The organism is Clostridium sp. (assembly GCF_051650885.1).
Taxonomy (GTDB): domain Bacteria; phylum Bacillota; class Clostridia; order Clostridiales; family Clostridiaceae; genus Clostridium.
In genome coordinates this window covers 1-17,540 of record NZ_JBOFRG010000350.1, presented here as the reverse complement: position 1 = coordinate 17,540, position 17,540 = coordinate 1, and the positions used below count along the sequence as shown (strand labels likewise).

At 28.5% G+C, this 17,540-nt stretch carries 18 protein-coding genes; 3 read left to right on the top strand and 15 right to left on the bottom strand.

What is annotated here, in order from left to right:
* Positions 1–142 precede the first annotated feature (142 nt).
* Positions 143–1,888 carry a phosphoenolpyruvate carboxykinase gene (locus ACRC28_RS17815; RefSeq protein WP_438544793.1) on the bottom strand — a complete coding sequence of 582 codons (1,746 nt, stop codon included), beginning with the start codon at positions 1,886–1,888 and terminating at the stop codon, positions 143–145.
* A gap of 247 nt (positions 1,889–2,135) precedes the next feature.
* On the bottom strand, positions 2,136–2,606 hold the full coding sequence (locus ACRC28_RS17810) for an FMN-binding protein (protein ID WP_438544792.1): 471 nt from the start codon (positions 2,604–2,606) through the stop codon (positions 2,136–2,138).
* Between the two features lie 161 nt (positions 2,607–2,767).
* On the opposite strand from ACRC28_RS17810, the gene ACRC28_RS17805 reads away from it, so the two are divergent.
* Positions 2,768–3,163, top strand: a complete 396-nt coding sequence (locus tag ACRC28_RS17805; protein ID WP_438544791.1) for a NusG domain II-containing protein — start codon at positions 2,768–2,770, stop codon at positions 3,161–3,163.
* A gap of 4 nt (positions 3,164–3,167) precedes the next feature.
* On the top strand, positions 3,168–3,683 hold the full coding sequence (locus ACRC28_RS17800; RefSeq protein ID WP_438544790.1) for a Gx transporter family protein: 516 nt from the start codon (positions 3,168–3,170) through the stop codon (positions 3,681–3,683).
* On the opposite strand, the gene ACRC28_RS17795 is transcribed toward ACRC28_RS17800, so the two are convergent.
* The 11 genes from ACRC28_RS17795 to ACRC28_RS17745 form a co-directional block, all read right to left on the bottom strand.
* On the bottom strand, positions 3,672–4,487 hold the full coding sequence (locus ACRC28_RS17795) for an ABC transporter substrate-binding protein (RefSeq protein ID WP_438544789.1): 816 nt from the start codon (positions 4,485–4,487) through the stop codon (positions 3,672–3,674). The genes ACRC28_RS17800 and ACRC28_RS17795 overlap by 12 nt on opposite strands.
* Positions 4,488–4,499: 12 nt before the next feature.
* Positions 4,500–5,414: a prenyltransferase gene (locus ACRC28_RS17790; RefSeq protein ID WP_438544788.1), complete on the bottom strand. Its 915-nt coding sequence runs from the start codon at positions 5,412–5,414 to the stop codon at positions 4,500–4,502.
* Between the two features lie 3 nt (positions 5,415–5,417).
* The gene (locus tag ACRC28_RS17785; RefSeq protein WP_438544787.1) at positions 5,418–6,242 is read right to left on the bottom strand and encodes a carbohydrate ABC transporter permease; all 825 of its coding nucleotides are present in this window, start codon (positions 6,240–6,242) and stop codon (positions 5,418–5,420) included.
* Positions 6,235–7,107 carry a carbohydrate ABC transporter permease gene (locus tag ACRC28_RS17780; protein WP_438544786.1) on the bottom strand — a complete coding sequence of 291 codons (873 nt, stop codon included), beginning with the start codon at positions 7,105–7,107 and terminating at the stop codon, positions 6,235–6,237. The genes ACRC28_RS17785 and ACRC28_RS17780 overlap by 8 nt, the downstream gene beginning before the upstream one ends.
* Positions 7,097–8,371, bottom strand: a complete 1,275-nt coding sequence (locus ACRC28_RS17775) for an ABC transporter substrate-binding protein (protein WP_438544785.1) — start codon at positions 8,369–8,371, stop codon at positions 7,097–7,099. Before ACRC28_RS17775 ends, ACRC28_RS17780 begins: the two co-directional genes overlap by 11 nt.
* Before the next feature lie 21 nt (positions 8,372–8,392).
* Positions 8,393–9,409 (bottom strand): ABC transporter ATP-binding protein, encoded by a 1,017-nt coding sequence (locus ACRC28_RS17770; RefSeq protein ID WP_438544784.1) that lies wholly within the window; start codon positions 9,407–9,409, stop codon positions 8,393–8,395.
* The gene (locus tag ACRC28_RS17765) at positions 9,409–10,374 is read right to left on the bottom strand and encodes a polyprenyl synthetase family protein (protein ID WP_438544783.1); all 966 of its coding nucleotides are present in this window, start codon (positions 10,372–10,374) and stop codon (positions 9,409–9,411) included. Before ACRC28_RS17765 ends, ACRC28_RS17770 begins: the two co-directional genes overlap by 1 nt.
* Before the next feature lie 71 nt (positions 10,375–10,445).
* Positions 10,446–12,461 carry an FAD-dependent oxidoreductase gene (locus ACRC28_RS17760; RefSeq protein ID WP_438544782.1) on the bottom strand — a complete coding sequence of 672 codons (2,016 nt, stop codon included), beginning with the start codon at positions 12,459–12,461 and terminating at the stop codon, positions 10,446–10,448.
* A 126-nt stretch (positions 12,462–12,587) separates the two neighbouring features.
* On the bottom strand, positions 12,588–13,418 hold the full coding sequence (locus ACRC28_RS17755) for a LysR family transcriptional regulator (protein ID WP_438544781.1): 831 nt from the start codon (positions 13,416–13,418) through the stop codon (positions 12,588–12,590).
* 10 nt (positions 13,419–13,428) lie between these two features.
* On the bottom strand, positions 13,429–14,448 hold the full coding sequence (locus ACRC28_RS17750; protein WP_438544780.1) for an FAD:protein FMN transferase: 1,020 nt from the start codon (positions 14,446–14,448) through the stop codon (positions 13,429–13,431).
* Between the two features lie 151 nt (positions 14,449–14,599).
* The gene (locus tag ACRC28_RS17745; RefSeq protein WP_438544779.1) at positions 14,600–15,316 is read right to left on the bottom strand and encodes a lysophospholipid acyltransferase family protein; all 717 of its coding nucleotides are present in this window, start codon (positions 15,314–15,316) and stop codon (positions 14,600–14,602) included.
* A 115-nt stretch (positions 15,317–15,431) separates the two neighbouring features.
* On the opposite strand from ACRC28_RS17745, the gene ACRC28_RS17740 reads away from it, so the two are divergent.
* On the top strand, positions 15,432–16,268 hold the full coding sequence (locus ACRC28_RS17740) for a ComEC/Rec2 family competence protein (RefSeq protein WP_438544778.1): 837 nt from the start codon (positions 15,432–15,434) through the stop codon (positions 16,266–16,268).
* A gap of 8 nt (positions 16,269–16,276) precedes the next feature.
* Here ACRC28_RS17740 and ACRC28_RS17735 read toward each other — a convergent pair whose 3' ends face one another.
* Positions 16,277–16,975: a ribonuclease H-like domain-containing protein gene (locus tag ACRC28_RS17735; protein WP_438544777.1), complete on the bottom strand. Its 699-nt coding sequence runs from the start codon at positions 16,973–16,975 to the stop codon at positions 16,277–16,279.
* Between the two features lie 14 nt (positions 16,976–16,989).
* Positions 16,990–17,540 (bottom strand): HAD-IB family hydrolase (locus ACRC28_RS17730; protein ID WP_438544776.1); only part of this gene is annotated, 551 nt, incomplete at its 5' end.

Genomic DNA, 17,540 nt, shown 5'->3' with positions numbered 1-17,540 from the left:
GCTTGTTAAAGTGCGTCAATTTTTAATAATTTTACAAATTTAAATACATCTAAAAATTTAAAATGTAAATTATAAATATTATTTAGAAAAAGGGCTATCGCTAACGGATTTTATTTCCGCTAAAGCGACAGCCCCTTTTCTATTATAATTTTTTTATTTCTTCAAATAATTCTAGTGCCGCATCTCTTGGTCCTGTTTTTTCTTGGCCTTCTACTCCTAGACAAGTTTTTATTTGCCCAACTTTTACAGTTCCTTTAAACATTGCATTAAAGAATTCATCTATTAAAATATCTGTTTCTTTTTCTTTTTGTGCTGGTCCAAATGGATTTGCGAAATAACTTTCTACTAATCCTTTTTCACTTGTTGTTCCTTTTGCCATTCTAGCTCCAGCTCTAAATACTTTTATAGCTTCTTTTGGATTTTGGAAATACTCAATTGATGTATCTCCTTCTTTTACTTCTGTATAGTTGTTTGCATAGTAGAAGAAATCTACTTCATATCCTCTAACAACTTCTTTATATGGTGCAACTGGAAGAACTAATCTTGCATTTATTTTATCTGGATTCATAAAGATACTTCTATCCATTTCTTTAAATGCATATCCTTGATCTAAGTCATCTAATCTTACGAATGCTCCTATCTCAGTTCCATATCCTATAATTTTTCCATCTTCTAATTTAAATGTTCCCATATCATCAAAAAGAATCTTCATATCTGAGATATAATCTTCACTTAAAGTTCTAAATGCTTCTAAACTTTCTGATTTACCAGCACCACTATCTCCCATAATTACTACATTTGCTGATTTACCATCTTTCAACGTAATATTAACCATAGCTCCATGTATTGGTAAATGTCCTTTTTGTATCATTTTAAGGTTATGAAGTGTTAATGTCATTTTCTTTAAGTATCCAAAGTAATCAACATTTTCTGAGTGATTAACATATCCTAACATGATGTCATTTTTCTCATCATTGTAGAATACTGTTTTATCATCTCCTTCTTCATCCTTTGCCCCAAATACATATATAATATCAGGTTTAACACCTCTACACTCATCTTTTCTAGCCATTTCAAAAAGGTTAGATAATGTAATACCATGAGCCATGTAATCTCTATGGAAATATACATATGCTAAAAGTTCTCCAACCTTTGCAGGGTAACAATACCAGTGATCCTTATTTAATGTAGTATATCTTAATGGATTTTCGAAAGTTTCATTAAACATTCCTGTTCTTGTATTTCTTTTTGGGTAAGTTATAAATGGTGTTTCTAATAAAATACTATCTATAAATGGAATTTGTTCAAGCTTCTCATATCCACTTGGAATTGGCCATAAAATTTCATTTAACATAAGACATGAGTTTCCACCTGCTGGTATTTGTCTAAATACTTTAGGCTTTTTACCTAAAATATTTTTTTCAACCTTTCTATAAAGCTTTAATATAAGCTTTGATAATCCATCATTAGCTTCTATGAAGCTCATAGCCGCAAGTCCTCTTGATCCTTCATCTCCATGAACTACTGTGTATCTTTCAAGTCTTCTCCAGAATAAATAGAACTCTTCTATAAAGATAATTGCATTGTCTTTATCTTCTAGTAATCTTCCATATCTAGTATTTAATTCTTTTATATCATCTATGTTCATAACAGTTAGGTATCTAAATACCTTTATTAAATCTTTTCTTACTTCTACTATATTATCAGTTTCTAATGCTTTTACTACATATTTATAGCTTAAAGTCTTTTTCTTTTCTATTTTCTTTAAGAAGGTATCCGTTACCCTTCTAAATCCTTCGCTTTCAAGTAGTGTTTCAAAATTCGAACAATACTTTGTTGTGAAGTTAATTATTACTTTATCATTACTCATTGAAAAATCTCTTTGCATATGTTAATGCCCCCTTTTGAAATTTTTATTTATACAAAATTGCATTTTTTCTTCTAAATTTACTATTTGAATTCATTATATCACAACTTTTGAAAGTTTGTTAAACATTTTTTTCATTTTTCTAAATTTAAACATTTACATTACATCAAACTACATTTTCCAACATTTTTCATTTTTTATTTCTCTATTTGTTTATTCTAAAAACACAAAAGCAAGCTAATTGTAATTAGCTTGCTTTAATATTTTTCTATTTTTTTATTTCTATAACTTCTTTTTCTTTGTTTCCTTCTAATGAGTTATCAATAGCATTTTTGAATAATTCTTTAGCTGTAGCTACTGAACCAGTTGCTCCTGTAACTCCATCAATTTCAGAACTTTGTGCTGCTACTACTTGCTCTTCAAATTTTACTTCAAAAACTTCTGGGCTAGTTTTAGCTTGCTTCATCATCATTTCATTATATTTTTTATCTTCTCTTTTATTTCCATCTTTTGTGAACTCGTTATATTTAGCTTCAGCTATTTTCCCATCTTTAACAACTATTGTAGCTTTAGCTCCTTTACCTTCTGCATCTGGCTTAGATTCAACTTCGTAAGTTCCATCTTGCATTGTTTTTGCAGCTGGTTCTTGTGGTTTTTCTTCTGGCTTATCTCCACCACATGCTACTAATGACATTGTCATTGCTACTGTACATAAAGCTAATAATAATTTCTTTTTCATAAATCTAAATTCCCCCTTGATTCTTCTTCACTTTGGATTATACAGTAATTTACACCATATCTATTAATATATATTTTCTATACTACATAACTTTTTTTTATTACACTTTCTTATTTTATTCCCTTAAAATTTAAGTATATTTACTTTTAAGGAGAAAACATTTGAAACACATTAAACTATTAAAAAAATTTGATATTTTTATAATCATTTCATTGCTTATCATTTCTTTCACTCCACTAATTTTTTTCAAGGTCTCATCTTCTAATACCTCATCTAAAAAATTTGTTACAGTGAAAGTTAACGGGGTACTTAAAGAACAATTTAATATTAATGAAGATAAAACTTTCAACATTTCCACACCCCATGGAAATAATAAGGTATCTATTTTAGATGGTATTGTTTCTATGTCTGATGCTGATTGTACTGATAAATTATGTGTTAATAGCAAACCAATTTCTAATATTTATCAAAGTATTATTTGCTTGCCACACAGTCTTATTATTGAAATAGAAGGAGAAAATGAAAAATCATCTGATGATATGATTTTTTCACATTAAATATATGATGAAACATAATACTTCAAAACTAGTTTATATGTCCCTAATGATATCTTTATCATTAATACTTTTTACTGTAGAGCGAGCGATTCCTTCACCACTACCAGTACCTGGTGCTAAGCTTGGTCTTTCTAACTTAATTATAATGATATGTATTTATACTTTATCTTCTAAAGATGCTTTTATAGTACTTTCTTTAAAGATTGTTCTTTCTTGCATTTTTGGTGGCGGCTTAAGTACATTTCTTTATAGTTTTACAGGTGGAATCTTAAGTTTTTTATCTGCTACGATTCTAAAGAATTTTTTTAAAGATAAAGTTTCTTTAATTGGAGTTAGTGTATCTAGTGCATTTTTCCATAACCTTGGTCAAATACTTGTAGCTTCAATAATTTTAGAATCTAATTCCATTTTTCTATACCTACCTCTTCTTGGAGTTTTAGGTATTTTAACTGGATTTTTTATTGGCATAGCTTCTAATTTTCTTTTATTTCACTTAAAAAAGCTTAGGCTATACGCCTAAGCTTTTTATATGACTTTTACAATCATATTCTTTTTTAATTTCTTTATTTCTAAGCATCCAATTCATACATATTAAAAAATCTTCTTCTTTAAAATCCTTTTCTTCTTCAAATTCAAAGCTTAAAATTTTATTTCTGTATTTTTCTTCATATCTCATATCTTCATCTAAGAACTTTCTTTTTTCTTCTAATGTCATATTATTATATATTTTTCCTGCTTTTCTTATTCCTTTATGAAATTCTTTTATAGCTATTTTATTTTTTTCATAATAGGAACGTCTAAAGCAATACATTACTAAATTTTCTTTTTCTTCTTTAAGACTCCACACCACTTTTCCAAGGTTTTCATTTTCTATTCTATCTATAAATGGATTTATAGCAATTAATCCATCAATTTTCCCTTTTCTAAGAGCTTCTATTCTTTCAAAGGTGTTATTTATCCATACAATTTCACAATTCGGTAAACAGTCTTTTAAACCTTTTTCTAAAAATAGCCTGAACATTCCTGTTCTATTTACCCCTATTTTTAAGTTTTCATCTGTAATCTTCTTTCCATTTTTCAATACTAGATGTATAGTTCTTGTTAGATTAGATGTAATAACAGAATCTATTCCTTTCTCTAGTGCATAGAAAAAAAATGTTATATCTCCTATCATAAGCTCTGATTTACCACTCGTATATGGATTTTCTCCACAAAATTTAAAATCTTCTATAATATCTAAATTCACTTTTCCTAGCAAGTTTAATTTTTCTCCAAGTATAAATGGAATACTCAACGGATTACTTTTTATTATTGTTATATTCATCTCTTTTCCTTTCTAGTATATATTTATTAAAAATAATATACTCATTGAAATATTAAAACTATAAATTAAAAGTAAGGGCTTCGGTCCCCACATTCTCCCCATTTCTTTAAATGGCTTCTTTATCTTTGAATATTCCTTATACCATTTCTCATAACCAAAATAGTATATAATCATAAGCCCTATTATAAGAATATATCCACTTATATATCCTAATAAATATAAACTTATAAATGCTAGAATCATTAATATTCCTTCTGGAAGTATTATCTTAATTGAATTTTCAAAACCTATAACATGCGGCAATGTAACCCTATGCCCCATATCTTTATTGTAATCAGATGTATTATTTGTTGACATTAAAAATATAGTCATGAATACACCTATAACTGAATATAAAATCACTGCTACATTTACTTCTCCAAGCTGAATATAAGCTGAAACTAAACTACTTATTCCACCAACAAATATTCCTGATACTAACTCTCCAACTGGATAAACAATGTATGGCTTTGGTCCTAATGAATAACATATTGCCATTAATGCACTAACCATACCTATAATTAAAATCATTATATCTTTTGTTATAAATACTATTAATAATCCTGCGCCACTTCCAATTATAAAAAATATCAAAAGTCCTATTATTGCATCTTTAAGTGTAGCTTCACCTCTCGCAAGTCCTTCACTTCCCTTATGACCTGTTAATACCTCTTTTGTATCTTCCTTTTTTAAATATCCTCTTATTTCATTAGCTACATTTGCAACTATATTAAAGCTAAACCCAGATATAAACATCAACCCTAATAACCAGATATTCAATTCTCCTTTTAAATATGCTCCAAAAAGTCCTGCACTCAATACTGGTAATCCTGTTGCAAATCCTGTTCTCATTTCTGTTACTGTATAAATTCTCTTTAATAATTTCATAACTTACCCTTTTACACTTCCTTCAACTAACCCATTGTATATTTTTTTTTGTAATATCAAAAAAAAGATAATCATCGGTATTACACTAATAACCACTGCCGCACAAATAACATTCCATTCTATCTTGCTTTCACTCATAAATCTAAACACACTTTGTGATATAGTATTAAGCCCTTCTTTTGGCATATACAAATATGGAATATAAAAATCATTATAAATTCCTATTATTTTTAGCATAACAATGGTATATGTTGCATTCTTTGAAACTGGAAATATTACATCTTTATATAATCCCCATATACCTCCACCTTCTAACACATACGCCTTATCTAGTGCTTTAGGTATCTTCTCCATCATTTGCATATAAATAAACAAGGTGACTATATCAGTGCCTATATAAAGCAATATAGGAGCTAATCTACTATTATATAAGCCAAGCCCTGTAATTATTTTAAAGCTTATAACCTGTGATACTTCTATTGGCACTAATGCCACTAAACTATACAATAAAATAATTATCTTTTTATGTTTAAATTCAAATCTTGTCAGGGCAAAAGCTAACATACTTCCTATAACAATGCTTCCTATAGTTCCAAAAAAAATCAATATAAAGGTATTTATAAAACCCATAATCATTTTTCCATCGACTAAAGCTCTTTTGTAATTATCTAATGTTGGATTTATAGCGAGCTCAATTCCTCCACTGCTATTAAATTCCGCATAAGTTTTAAACGAACCTATTAAAATAGTCCCTATGGGAGCTAAAATTATTATTGCCCATAAAATAAGAAACATATATTTAAGTATCTTACAAAATATTTTACCCATTCTTATTCCTCTTCTTTACCATATATCTTAAGCTTCCTAGCACAATAATTATTAAACTAACTATCACTGCCATTGCTGAAGCTAATCCAAATTCTTTATCCTTAAAAGCTACATCCATAGTTTTTAATATAAAGGTGCTTGTTCCATTTGAACCTCCAGTCATTATCATAGGTATATCAAAGACTGATACAACTCCAATTAAAAGCATTAATAAATTCACACTTATGGTAGTTTTAATATTAGGAATTATTACATACCATATTTTTTGTAATATTCCTCCACCTTCTATTTCTATAACCTTAAAATATTCTTTTTTTATAGATGATATTGCACTTAAATATAAGATAAAGCTTAATGCAGTATATCGCCATAATGATATAAAAGAAAGGCTCCAGTTTACAAGACTTGGGTCCCCAAGCCAATACCTTTTCATTTCTTCAAGTCCTATTAGTCCTAGAATTCCATTTAAAGTTCCATCTGGCGAAAAAAACACTCTAAACATCATAGCTATAGTTACACCACTTAAAAGTATTGGAAGTAAAAATATGCTTTTGAATATTCCTTTTCCTCTTACTTTAAAAGATAATACTAATGCTAAACTAAAGCCTATAATTATCTGTAATATTCCTGAAATCAAATAATATATGCAGTTTTTAAAAACCTCTAAATATTTTTCACTAGTTAAGATTTCTATGTAATTATCAAAAAAAATAAACTGCTCTATATTCCCAATTCCATTCCATTTTGTAAAACTATAATATACTAATCCAATTATAGGTATTATCCCAAAAAGAATTAACAATATTATAGGCAAAGAAAGAAAAGCTACAATCACTTTTCTTTCTTTTAAAATTTTATTTTTCATTATTCTCTGCAGCCTTGTTCCACTTCTCTTCTGAAGCCTTTATAAACTGCTCATAAGTTTCATTTTTTTCTGGATAAAGTCCTATATTAATAGATTTTTCTAATACTCCATTTAATCTAGCTACTTCTGCTTCTTTTGCTATAGTTGTATACTTTTTATCTATTTCCGGATCTACACTTGGTGCTGTTAATACTACATTATTTTCTTTTAATGCTTTCTTTTCATCTTCTGTTAAAGAATCAATTTTTGGTGCAAGACCTGCTAAGCTTTCTGCATAACCACTTTCTCTTGATGCTATAAAGTCTACAAAAGCCTTTGCTGTAGCTTTATTTTCACTTTTTTTACTCACTCCAATTACTTCTGGTGCTCCTAATGCAATAGTAGTTTCTCCCTCATACTTTACTGGGAAAGAACCGATTTTTATACTCTCTTTATTTTTAGCCATTTCTCTTATTTCTACTAACTCTTGAGAACCCATCATAAACATAGCTACCTTACCATCAGCTAACATTTGCTGTGACTTTCCATAATCTCCTGTTATAGGGTCTTCTTCTACTAATCCCTTACTAGATAATGTATAGAAAAGATTCATTACTTCTCTTATAGGTTGACCCTCTTCAAAGGCTGTACCTTTTTCCAATGTTTCTTCCTTGAAATCTTCTCCACCATAAGAGCTTAAAGCACCACCCCATACTCCAAGTGTTCTATTATAATTAGTGTAAAAAGGAATTGCATCTGTGTTTTTCTTTATTTTTTCACAAGCCTCAACCATTTCCTCTAAAGATGTTGGCATTTTTTCTATTCCAGCTTTTTTAAACACTTCTTCATTATATATAATTCCTAGAGAATTTAATGCTGTTGGTATTCCATAAACTTGTCCATTATAGTCTGCTTCTGTTACATCTATATATTTATCATCTAACTCATCAACTAAACCTAAGCTCTCTAAATATGTTTCATAATCTTTAGGATTTCCACTCATACTAAAAGGTACAAATAGTACATCCCCATAGTCATCTGTATTCATTCTAGTTCTTATATGATTATCATAGTCTGCTGATGCTTCAAAAACCACATCTTCAACCTTTGGATATTTTTCCTTGAATCTCTTTTCTACTTCATTTAAAACTTCTTCTGATTCTGTTTTACTTGTAACTACAGTTATAGTTCCAGCTACTTCATCACTATTTTCTGTAGTAGCTTGTCCACATCCTGTCAAAATCATACTTCCAAATAATATTCCCACTAATAACTTTTTTTTCATCTCGCTTCTCCCTTTTTCCCTTTAGTTTTTAAAAATATTTATATTATCTAGAGCAAAATCTATCTCTACACTTTCCCCTAGTTTGTTTTCTTCAGTTGTTCTTATTTTTAAAATTCTATTTTCAACTTCTATATCGGCTATATATTCATTGCCTAAATACTTTGTATCTTTTATTACACCTTTTAATACCCCATTTTTACTTATAAAAATCTCTTCTGGTCTTACACAAAGCTTATACTCTCCATCTTCTTTGTTTGTTTTCTTTATAAAAGTCCCTTTAAAATAAATTTTTTTATCTTTTATCTCTACATTTAAAATATTTATTCTTGGTCTTCCTAAGAATTCTGCTACAAAGATGTTTTTAGGATTTTTATATACTTCTAATGGTGTCCCTACTTGTTGTACCTTTCCATCCTTTAAAAGAATTATCTTATCAGATATAAGCATTGCTTCTTCTCTATCATGGGTTATATAAATAGTCGTTCCTTCTATTCTTTTATTAAGCTCCACGATCTCTGTTGCTGTTTCCATTCTAAGTTTATAGTCTAGATTAGATAAAGGTTCATCCATTAAAAATACCTTTGGATTTCTAACTATACCTCTTCCAATTGCAACTCTTTGCCTTTGTCCTCCAGATAACTCCTTAGGCTTTTTATCTAAGTGTTTTCCTAAATCTAATATTTCAGCTGCCCACATTACCTTTTCTTTTATAGTTTTCTTTTTTTCACCTCGTATTTTCATTCCGAGTCCTATATTTTCAAAAACTGTTAAATGTGGCATTAATGCATAATCTTGAAATATCATAGATATATTTCTGTCTTTTGGCTCTTTACATAATATATCTTCTCCTTCAATTTTAACTATTCCAGTGTCAGGCTCTTTAAAGCCACATAGTATTTCTAGTATTGTTGATTTTCCACTACCACTAGGACCTAAAATTGATACAATTTCACCTTTTTCAATTGAAAAGTTAATATCTTCTAATACCTTTTCATTTCCAAAACTTTTATTTAAATCTTTTATCTCTATGTAACTCATTAATATTCTCTCTTAAGCATTCTTTTTGCAACATCCATAAGAATTTCCTTATATTCATTTTCAGGCAATTTTTCTATATTTTTAAATGCCTTTTCAGAATACTTTTCTGCTATCTTAAATGATTTTTTTGTTAATTCATTTTCTTCTAAATATAAAATAATATTTTCTACATCTTCATTTGTATATTCTTCTTTTAAAAGCTTTTCCATTTCTATTCTATCTTCTTTTAATCCTAATAAAATAGGTAAGGTATATACTCCTTCTCTCAAATCATTCCCAATTGCTTTTCCTGTATCTTTTTTATCTCCAACTAAGTCTAAAATATCATCTATTATTTGAAATGCCATTCCTAAATTATGTCCTATTTCCCAAAATACTCTTGAAAGCTTTTTATCTACATCACTTTCTACTGCTCCTATGTAAAGACTTAATGAAAATAATTCTGCTGTTTTTCCTGATACTCTTTTTAAATAATCTTTTATTTTAATATCCTTTTTAAATCTTGCGTTTAACTGCTCAACTTCACCTAAACAAATTCTTGACATAACCTTTGTATCAAGTTCAGCCTCTCTATTAATATTTTTTGTAGTTCCTAATATCTTAAAGCAAATACAAAAAAGATAATCCCCTATATACACAGCATAATTTTTCCCATACTTCGATTGTACCGTTTCTCTTCCTCTTCTCATTTTAGCTTCATCTATAACATCATCATGTACAAGAGTTGCCATATGAAACATTTCTACTACTGACCCAAGACCTACTGTTCTTTCTCTGTTATATGTACCAAATTTAGATGCTAATACTGTGAATCCAGGTCTTAATAATTTTCCACCACCATCTAAAAGTTCTAAAATACTTTTTTCTATAACCTTATCTCTGCATTTCGCATTTTCTCTTATGTTATTTTTTATTTCCTTTATCTCATTTTCAATCTCAGGGTATTTACTCCAAAAGCTTTTCATCTTTTCCTCCCTTTTTCACTTATGTTAGATATTAAATTCAGATAGAGCAATTATTGCCCTATCTGAAAATATTATTTACTATGAATTTCGTATATTGGTTCTCTTTTTCCCATCCAAAAATTAGATGCTATGTTACTTATCCAAGGCATAACATAATAATCTAATCCAAATGTTCTACCAGCTCCACTCATTAGTGCAATACTACCAAATGTAAACCAAAGAATTTCTGTACCTGCCATTGCTGATAAAATAAAGTTTACTGTCATAAATGCTGATGCAGCACTTGCTAAGAAAGTAAATAATCCTACTATTAAGCAGATTCCAATTCCAATTTCCATAACTACAACTACTCTTTGTGCCCACACTGCAATTTCTGCATTTGGCATAAAGACTTGCATTATAGCTTCATAAAACTTTGGCATTGTTTCAAATATAGGCTCTGGCATATTTGCTGCACCTTCTACTACTTCTGATGCTCCTGCTGTAGCATCTTGAAGCCATGAAAATGGCATTTTAACATTCCCCATTTTCATCCAACTATCCCAGCCTATTATTAAATTGTCCCCTAAGCTTCCTACATATGCACTCATTCCATCTATAATTCCATCTGCATTAGAAAATGCAGTTTCTGCTCCTTCAAAAGCAGTTTTCCAAGTTTCTTCACCAATAAACTTTTTAAGTCCTTCAAAAAGCCATAAGAATCCTATATATACTCTAAGTGGAACAAGCCATAATCTATTTCCTTTTGATGATAAATGCCCTCTTAATATACATCTTCTTTCCTTCATTGCAAAGAATTCATGTTGAAGATAGTTATATACAGCATGTACATCATTTACACTAAATAAATATACCATGTTGATTAAATGCTTCATCACCATTGCAAAGAATCCAGAAAGTTTAACTCCCATTAAGTTTGCAACACCATATCTTCCACCAATAGATACCATAAATCCATGATAATTTGGCTTAAACTTAACTTTTTCCTCTTTACCTTCAATTTTGTTTATTATATTTTTAGCCGCTGCCACAGCTGTTTGCTCTGCTGCTTCAACAATCTGAGGATTGCCATTTCCTTTTTCATCCTCTATGTAAGCTAAATCTCCAACTACATAAACCCCATCTTTTCCTATTGCTTCCATGTATTCATTAGTTCTATATCTTCCTGCTCTTCCCTTTTCCACTTCTAACTCTGATAAATCATTATTAGCTTGGATACCACATGTCCAAATTAAAGTTTCAGTTGGGATAACTTTTCCATCTTTTAACTTAATTGTATTTTTAGTTACTTCAGTTATTGGAGAATTTTTAAGAACCTCTACTCCATGCTTACTCATATACTTTTCTGCTTTATCAGCTTGCTTTCTGTCTAGCATATTAAGTATTGTTCCCATTGCTTCAACAACTAATATCTTTATTTCTTTAGAATCTACTCTATATTTTCTAGCTAAAACTTCTTTCCATTCTAAAAGTTCCCCTGCCATTTCAATTCCTGTAAATCCTGAACCTGCTACAACAAATGTAAGCATTCTTTTTCTTTTTTCTTTATTTCTTTCAAAAGAAGCTTCTTTAACCCTATCTTTTATATGCTCTTTTATTCTCAACGCATCATCTAAAGACCATAATGTGAATCCATTTTCTTTAACTCCTGGAACCCCGAAAAATGCTGGTTCACTTCCCATTCCTATCATTAAATAATCATATTCAAATTCATCATTTTTAGTTTTTATCTTTTTATTGTCTGAATCTACATTTTCAATTAAATCAACAACTACTTTTACCTTGCTTCTATGAAAAATTCTGCTTAATTCTATTTTTACCGATTCTTCTGGAACTCTTCCTCCTGCTACCTCATGTAGTTCTGTCATTAATGTATGATATGGATTTTTGTCAATTAACGTAATCTCTACATCATCTCTTTTTTTATATTTCTTTCCTAATTTTTTAGCTGCATGTACTCCTGCGTATCCTGCACCTAAAATAACAATTTTAGTTGACATAAATTTATCAATCCCTTCTATAAATAGCCTCTTTTTATTTTCTTTATTCATTCTATAGACATATTCATATATTGTCCACTTTTCCATTTCTGCCTATCTTCTCAATAATTTTCTCTATCTATTGGCTATTTTATGCGATTTTAAACCTATATCATCTATAAACTTCCTCTCTAGTCATAACTATTTTATATTATATATAACTTTTTTAAATACCTATAAAATTATACTTATTATCTTTTCTTTTAATCCTTTTATTCTGTCTTTTATCTCTATATTTATATCTTTTCTATAAGATATATATATGTCATAATAACAATCTTCTATTTCATATATATGTAAATCTTTTCTCTCTCTCGCTTCTGAATTTGATATTATCGCACAAGTTTCCTTTCCTTTTAAAAAGCCATTTATTATTCCTGTCGAATTACTTTTTAAAACTAAATTCAACTCTTTTTCTCTTATTTTATCTTCAATTTCTGTAGAATAAACATCCTCTAATATCCCAACTCTTATATTTTTAAAGTTTTTAATTTCATTCTTGCTTACTAAAACTAATTTATCTTTTCCTATATATTCTGATTTTATATCTTCATACTCAATTTTATAATTTCCAATAACGATATCGGACTTTTCATTTATAAGAAGTGCTTCTCCTCTACTTTTAATATCCTTATTCATTTGAACATTAAACTTATCAAATATACTTCCTATTCCACCTGCAATTGATGAAAAAATATAATTTGCATATATATTTGTGTTAGTTACTTTCAACTCTTTTTTTTCTCTTTCGCTTTTGCTAAGTGCTCCTTCAAGTTCTTTATACATTTCTAATATTTTCTTAGAATATTCGTATACAATCTGTCCTTTTTCAGTTATTTCAACCCCCTTATTACTTCTTTCTAATAATTTACTATTAAACTCATTTTCAAGCTTAAATAACTGATGACTTAATGCCGGTTGTGAAATATGTGAATTTTTAGCTACTTTTGATATACTTTTAAGCTCCACAATATCATGAAAATACTTTAAACTCTCTATATTCATTCTTCTCTCCTTATTTAACCTTAAACTCAGTATTTATAAGTTCAAAATCACTCTTTATCCCACTTGATAAATAAATATTTTTATCTTTGTCCACAAATATACATTCCACGCCTTCAATCCCCTCAACAAATTGAAGTCCTTTTTCTATCCCTAGGGTAAATACTAGTGTAGAAAGTGCATCCCCATCAATAGATTTATCTGATATTATACTAACTCCACCTATGTTACTTTCATAAGGATATCCTGTTTTAGGATTCAAAATATGATGATACTTTTCCCCATCTCTTTCTAAAAATCTTTCATATATGCCTGTAGTTACAATTGATTTATCTTTAACCTTAATTGCTCCAACTACATCTCCTCTATCTGAAAAAGGATTTTGTATTCCTATTTTCCATTTTTCATTTTCATTTTTTTCTCCAAATGCATATATGTTTCCTCCTAAATCAACTATAGCCTTATTTACTCCTTCTTCTCTTAATATCTCTGTTATTCTATCTGCTGTATATCCTTTTGCTATACTTCCTAAGTCTAAAAGCATACCTTTTTCTTTTAAATAAATTTCCTTTTTTTCTTCATTTAACTCTAAATTTTTATAATTTATTTTTTCTAATGCTTGTCCAATTTCTTTATCACTAGGTTTTCTAGCTTCTGGTAATCCTATACTCCATAACTTTACTAAAGGTCCTACTGTTATATCGTAATTTCCTTCTGCCATACTAGAGTACTTCATACCAGTTTTTATTATTTCAAATACGTCATTACTAACTTTAACACTCTTTATTCCTGCATTTTTATTTATATTATCTACCTCCGTACCTCCTTTATTTATACTTGCCTTATCTTCTATTTCTTCAACTTCTTCAAATATCTTATCTAAAACTTTTTCATTTCCATCATATATTTTTATGTTTATTGCTGTACCCATGAATAACTCTGTTCTACTATGTATCTTTTCTTCTTTTTCTCCACAAGCTACTAAACCTATCGTAAGTATTGCTAGTAGCAAACCATATAACCTTTTTTTCATAGTTCCCCCTTAACATTTCGTTCTCTTTGTTAATACTTTATTAATATTCTACATCTTTTTTCGTTTTTTTTCAATATTTATGATTTATTTTTTAATTTAATTATTTAAAAATAAAAAATTCCTTCTAGACACTAGCCTAGAAGGTTACTTTTTATTTTACTCTTATTATATTTTCTTTTACTCTTTCTTCAAGTAGAGATGCTAATCCTTTTTCTTCTTCTTTACTAATTTTATCTGTATATATAGGTTCACCAAAAACTATAGTAACTTTTCCTTCTTTAAACTTTCTTTCATCTTCAAAACACTTTGAAGTTCCATCTATTGAAAAAGGAACTACCGGAGCCTTTGCTTTAGTTGCAAGCTTTGTGCTTCCCTTTTTAAATTCATGGACCTGTCCATCTTTAGATCTTGTTCCTTCAGGGAATATAACCATGTTATATCCTTCTTTTATATATTCAGCACCTCTTGTTATAACTTTAATAGCTTCTCTTGGATTATCTCTATCTAATGGAACACAGTTTGTATTTTTAATCCAAAATCCAAGTATTGGATACTCTAATGCTTCTTTTTTTGCAACAAATCCGATTGTTCTGTTATGAAGTGCTACTTTTAAAACTGGTATATCCAAAATACTTTGATGATTTCCAACAAATGCACATGTTTCTTGTGGTATATTTTCTATTCCTTTTATTTCTAAATCAATTCCAATAATTCTTAGTGTATCTTCACTCCACTTTAAAAATACACTTTGTGCATATTTAAATGCCGCTTCTTCCCCATCTCTTTTCTTTATCTTATTAAATTTAAAACTTTTACACTTTAAGCTTGTAAGACAAATTCCATATCTTATAAATTTAAAAATTCTCATATATTCACCTCTTAATTTTTTATTATATTATAATGCCTTAAAAATTTTAACGCAAATTTTATTTTTTATTTTTTTTGGCAATACTTTAAAATATACATTTTAAAGGAGGTCTTTTATGAAGCTTAAAAAGAAACTTATTTTAATAATACTTCTTTTATTTTCATCTTTTTTATTTTCTTGTAATTCAACTTCCTCATTCCCTCTTAAAGTTTTCTTTTTTGATGTTGGTCAAGGAGACTCTACCCTTATACAATATAATGATATAAATATTCTTATTGATTCAGGTCCTCGTGATTATGAAGATGAACTTTTAAGCTATCTTTCTAAACTTAATATAAGTTCCATTGATCACTTAATTATAACCCATCCCCATGAGGATCACATTGGTAATATTGATGAAGTCATAGATACATTAGATATTAAAAATGTCTATGCCCCTAATGCATCTAATCCTTCAACACCTGTTTCTGATGTTTTAAACTCTTTAAAACGTAAAAAGCTTAAGGTTACCCCTTTAACAGAAAATACTTCTATTTTTATAAATAACGATATTGATTTTGAAATATTTTATCCTCCACCTAACTTAACTAATGAAAATTTAAATAATTATTCTGCCATCATTAAGTTAACCTTTCATTCCATTAGTTTTCTTTTTACAGGTGATGCTGAAATTGATGCACATAATTACTTATATTCTAATTATGATTCTATAGATATTGATGTTCTTAAACTTGGACATCATGGCTCTAAAACTTCTACTACAAAAGAATTTTTAGACTTTACTACCCCAAGTATCGGCATAGCCTCTTGTGGTGAAAATAATAAATATAATCATCCAAACAAAGAAACCATCTCTCTTTTAGAAAAATTTAATATTCCTCTTTTAAGAACAGATTTAGTAGGAACCATTCTTTTATTAAGTGATGGTACTGATATTTATATACAAAAATAAGGCACAATTTAATCTTGTGCCTTTTCTTCTGCCTCTTCCACTACATCTATTTCTTCATCTTCATTATCTACTATATATTTCTCCCAATTTAAGAATATATAAAATAAATTAACTACGTCCTGCTCATTATAAAGTAATATCTTTTCAATTTTTTCATAAGGCATTCTTTTTATATAATCAGAATCCTTTAATACTTTATAGAATGTTTTTGCAAGAGTTGAACCACTTATAACTTCGCCTTCACGCTCAATTTCGAATATCTTTTCTAATTTCTTAAGACCTATTGAAGTTCCTTTTTTTATTTCATAAAACTTCTGTAAATCTATAGATAAAAATTCTTCTTCAAAATCATATTCAATATTAAATTTATTAAATAGATACTTTATAACTGTGAAATCATTATTTCCTGAGAATGTTGATATAGCCATTTTTCCTTTTTCCTTCATTTCCTTAAAATAATTTAAGGCTAGATAAAGAATATCTTTAACTTCTCTCTTATTCTCAATCATATATTGAGTCACTAAAAGTTCTCCGTGAACTTTACTATATATTGCCGCCCCAAATACACCAATGCATTTAGGCTTTTTATATACATAGTGCTCTAAATCAAAAAATATTATTTGATCTACTTCTACTGCTTCTTCTATATTTAATTTAAATTCTTCATTTATATCTTCTAATTTTATTCTATTCTCTTTTATTATCACAGTATCACTCTCTTCTAATTAAATTCAATATCCTCTACCTTTAATTTATATGTTACATCTTTTCTTTCTACTATTATATTAATCTTTTCTTTTAATTCTTCATCATTTAAAACTTGCTTTAATAATTCTTTAGTTGGATTCATGCAATATGGATTCTCTACATTTTTAAACATAGTATAATCTCCTGCTGTATCTCCATAAGCATAACTTTTAGAAAGGTCTATATCATATTTTTCTACTAATTCTTTTATTGCTTTTTCTTTACTTTCACTATCCCACATCGGAATAACTTCACCTGTGTAGTTATCTTCATCATCTACTAAATAAGTTGCTCCCTTAAAGTCATCAAAACCATACTTATTTGCCATTTCTTTAACTAATTCACTTGGAGAACCTGATATAGTTAAAATTACATGTCCTTGTTCCTTATGCCATTTTATTCTATCTCTAGTAAAAGTATACACTCTATCACCTTTCTGTTCAATAACTCTTTGTGCTATAAACTCCATTTGGTGCTTTGATAACCCTTTTATTGCATCTATGTATATTTCTATCATTTTTAATA

Excerpts from the sequence above, each read along its gene's own strand:
- ACRC28_RS17815 (WP_438544793.1), bottom strand. The coding sequence starts at position 1,888 with ATGCAAAGAGATTTTTCAATGAGTAATGATAAAGTAATAATTAACTTC.
- ACRC28_RS17810 (WP_438544792.1), bottom strand. The coding sequence starts at position 2,606 with ATGAAAAAGAAATTATTATTAGCTTTATGTACAGTAGCAATGACAATG.
- ACRC28_RS17800 (WP_438544790.1), top strand. The coding sequence starts at position 3,168 with ATGATGAAACATAATACTTCAAAACTAGTTTATATGTCCCTAATGATA.
- ACRC28_RS17795 (WP_438544789.1), bottom strand. The coding sequence starts at position 4,487 with ATGAATATAACAATAATAAAAAGTAATCCGTTGAGTATTCCATTTATA.
- ACRC28_RS17790 (WP_438544788.1), bottom strand. The coding sequence starts at position 5,414 with ATGAAATTATTAAAGAGAATTTATACAGTAACAGAAATGAGAACAGGA.
- ACRC28_RS17785 (WP_438544787.1), bottom strand. The coding sequence starts at position 6,242 with ATGGGTAAAATATTTTGTAAGATACTTAAATATATGTTTCTTATTTTA.
- ACRC28_RS17780 (WP_438544786.1), bottom strand. The coding sequence starts at position 7,107 with ATGAAAAATAAAATTTTAAAAGAAAGAAAAGTGATTGTAGCTTTTCTT.
- ACRC28_RS17775 (WP_438544785.1), bottom strand. The coding sequence starts at position 8,371 with ATGAAAAAAAAGTTATTAGTGGGAATATTATTTGGAAGTATGATTTTG.
- ACRC28_RS17770 (WP_438544784.1), bottom strand. The coding sequence starts at position 9,409 with ATGAGTTACATAGAGATAAAAGATTTAAATAAAAGTTTTGGAAATGAA.
- ACRC28_RS17765 (WP_438544783.1), bottom strand. The coding sequence starts at position 10,374 with ATGAAAAGCTTTTGGAGTAAATACCCTGAGATTGAAAATGAGATAAAG.
- ACRC28_RS17760 (WP_438544782.1), bottom strand. The coding sequence starts at position 12,461 with ATGGAAAAGTGGACAATATATGAATATGTCTATAGAATGAATAAAGAA.
- ACRC28_RS17755 (WP_438544781.1), bottom strand. The coding sequence starts at position 13,418 with ATGAATATAGAGAGTTTAAAGTATTTTCATGATATTGTGGAGCTTAAA.
- ACRC28_RS17750 (WP_438544780.1), bottom strand. The coding sequence starts at position 14,448 with ATGAAAAAAAGGTTATATGGTTTGCTACTAGCAATACTTACGATAGGT.
- ACRC28_RS17745 (WP_438544779.1), bottom strand. The coding sequence starts at position 15,316 with ATGAGAATTTTTAAATTTATAAGATATGGAATTTGTCTTACAAGCTTA.
- ACRC28_RS17740 (WP_438544778.1), top strand. The coding sequence starts at position 15,432 with ATGAAGCTTAAAAAGAAACTTATTTTAATAATACTTCTTTTATTTTCA.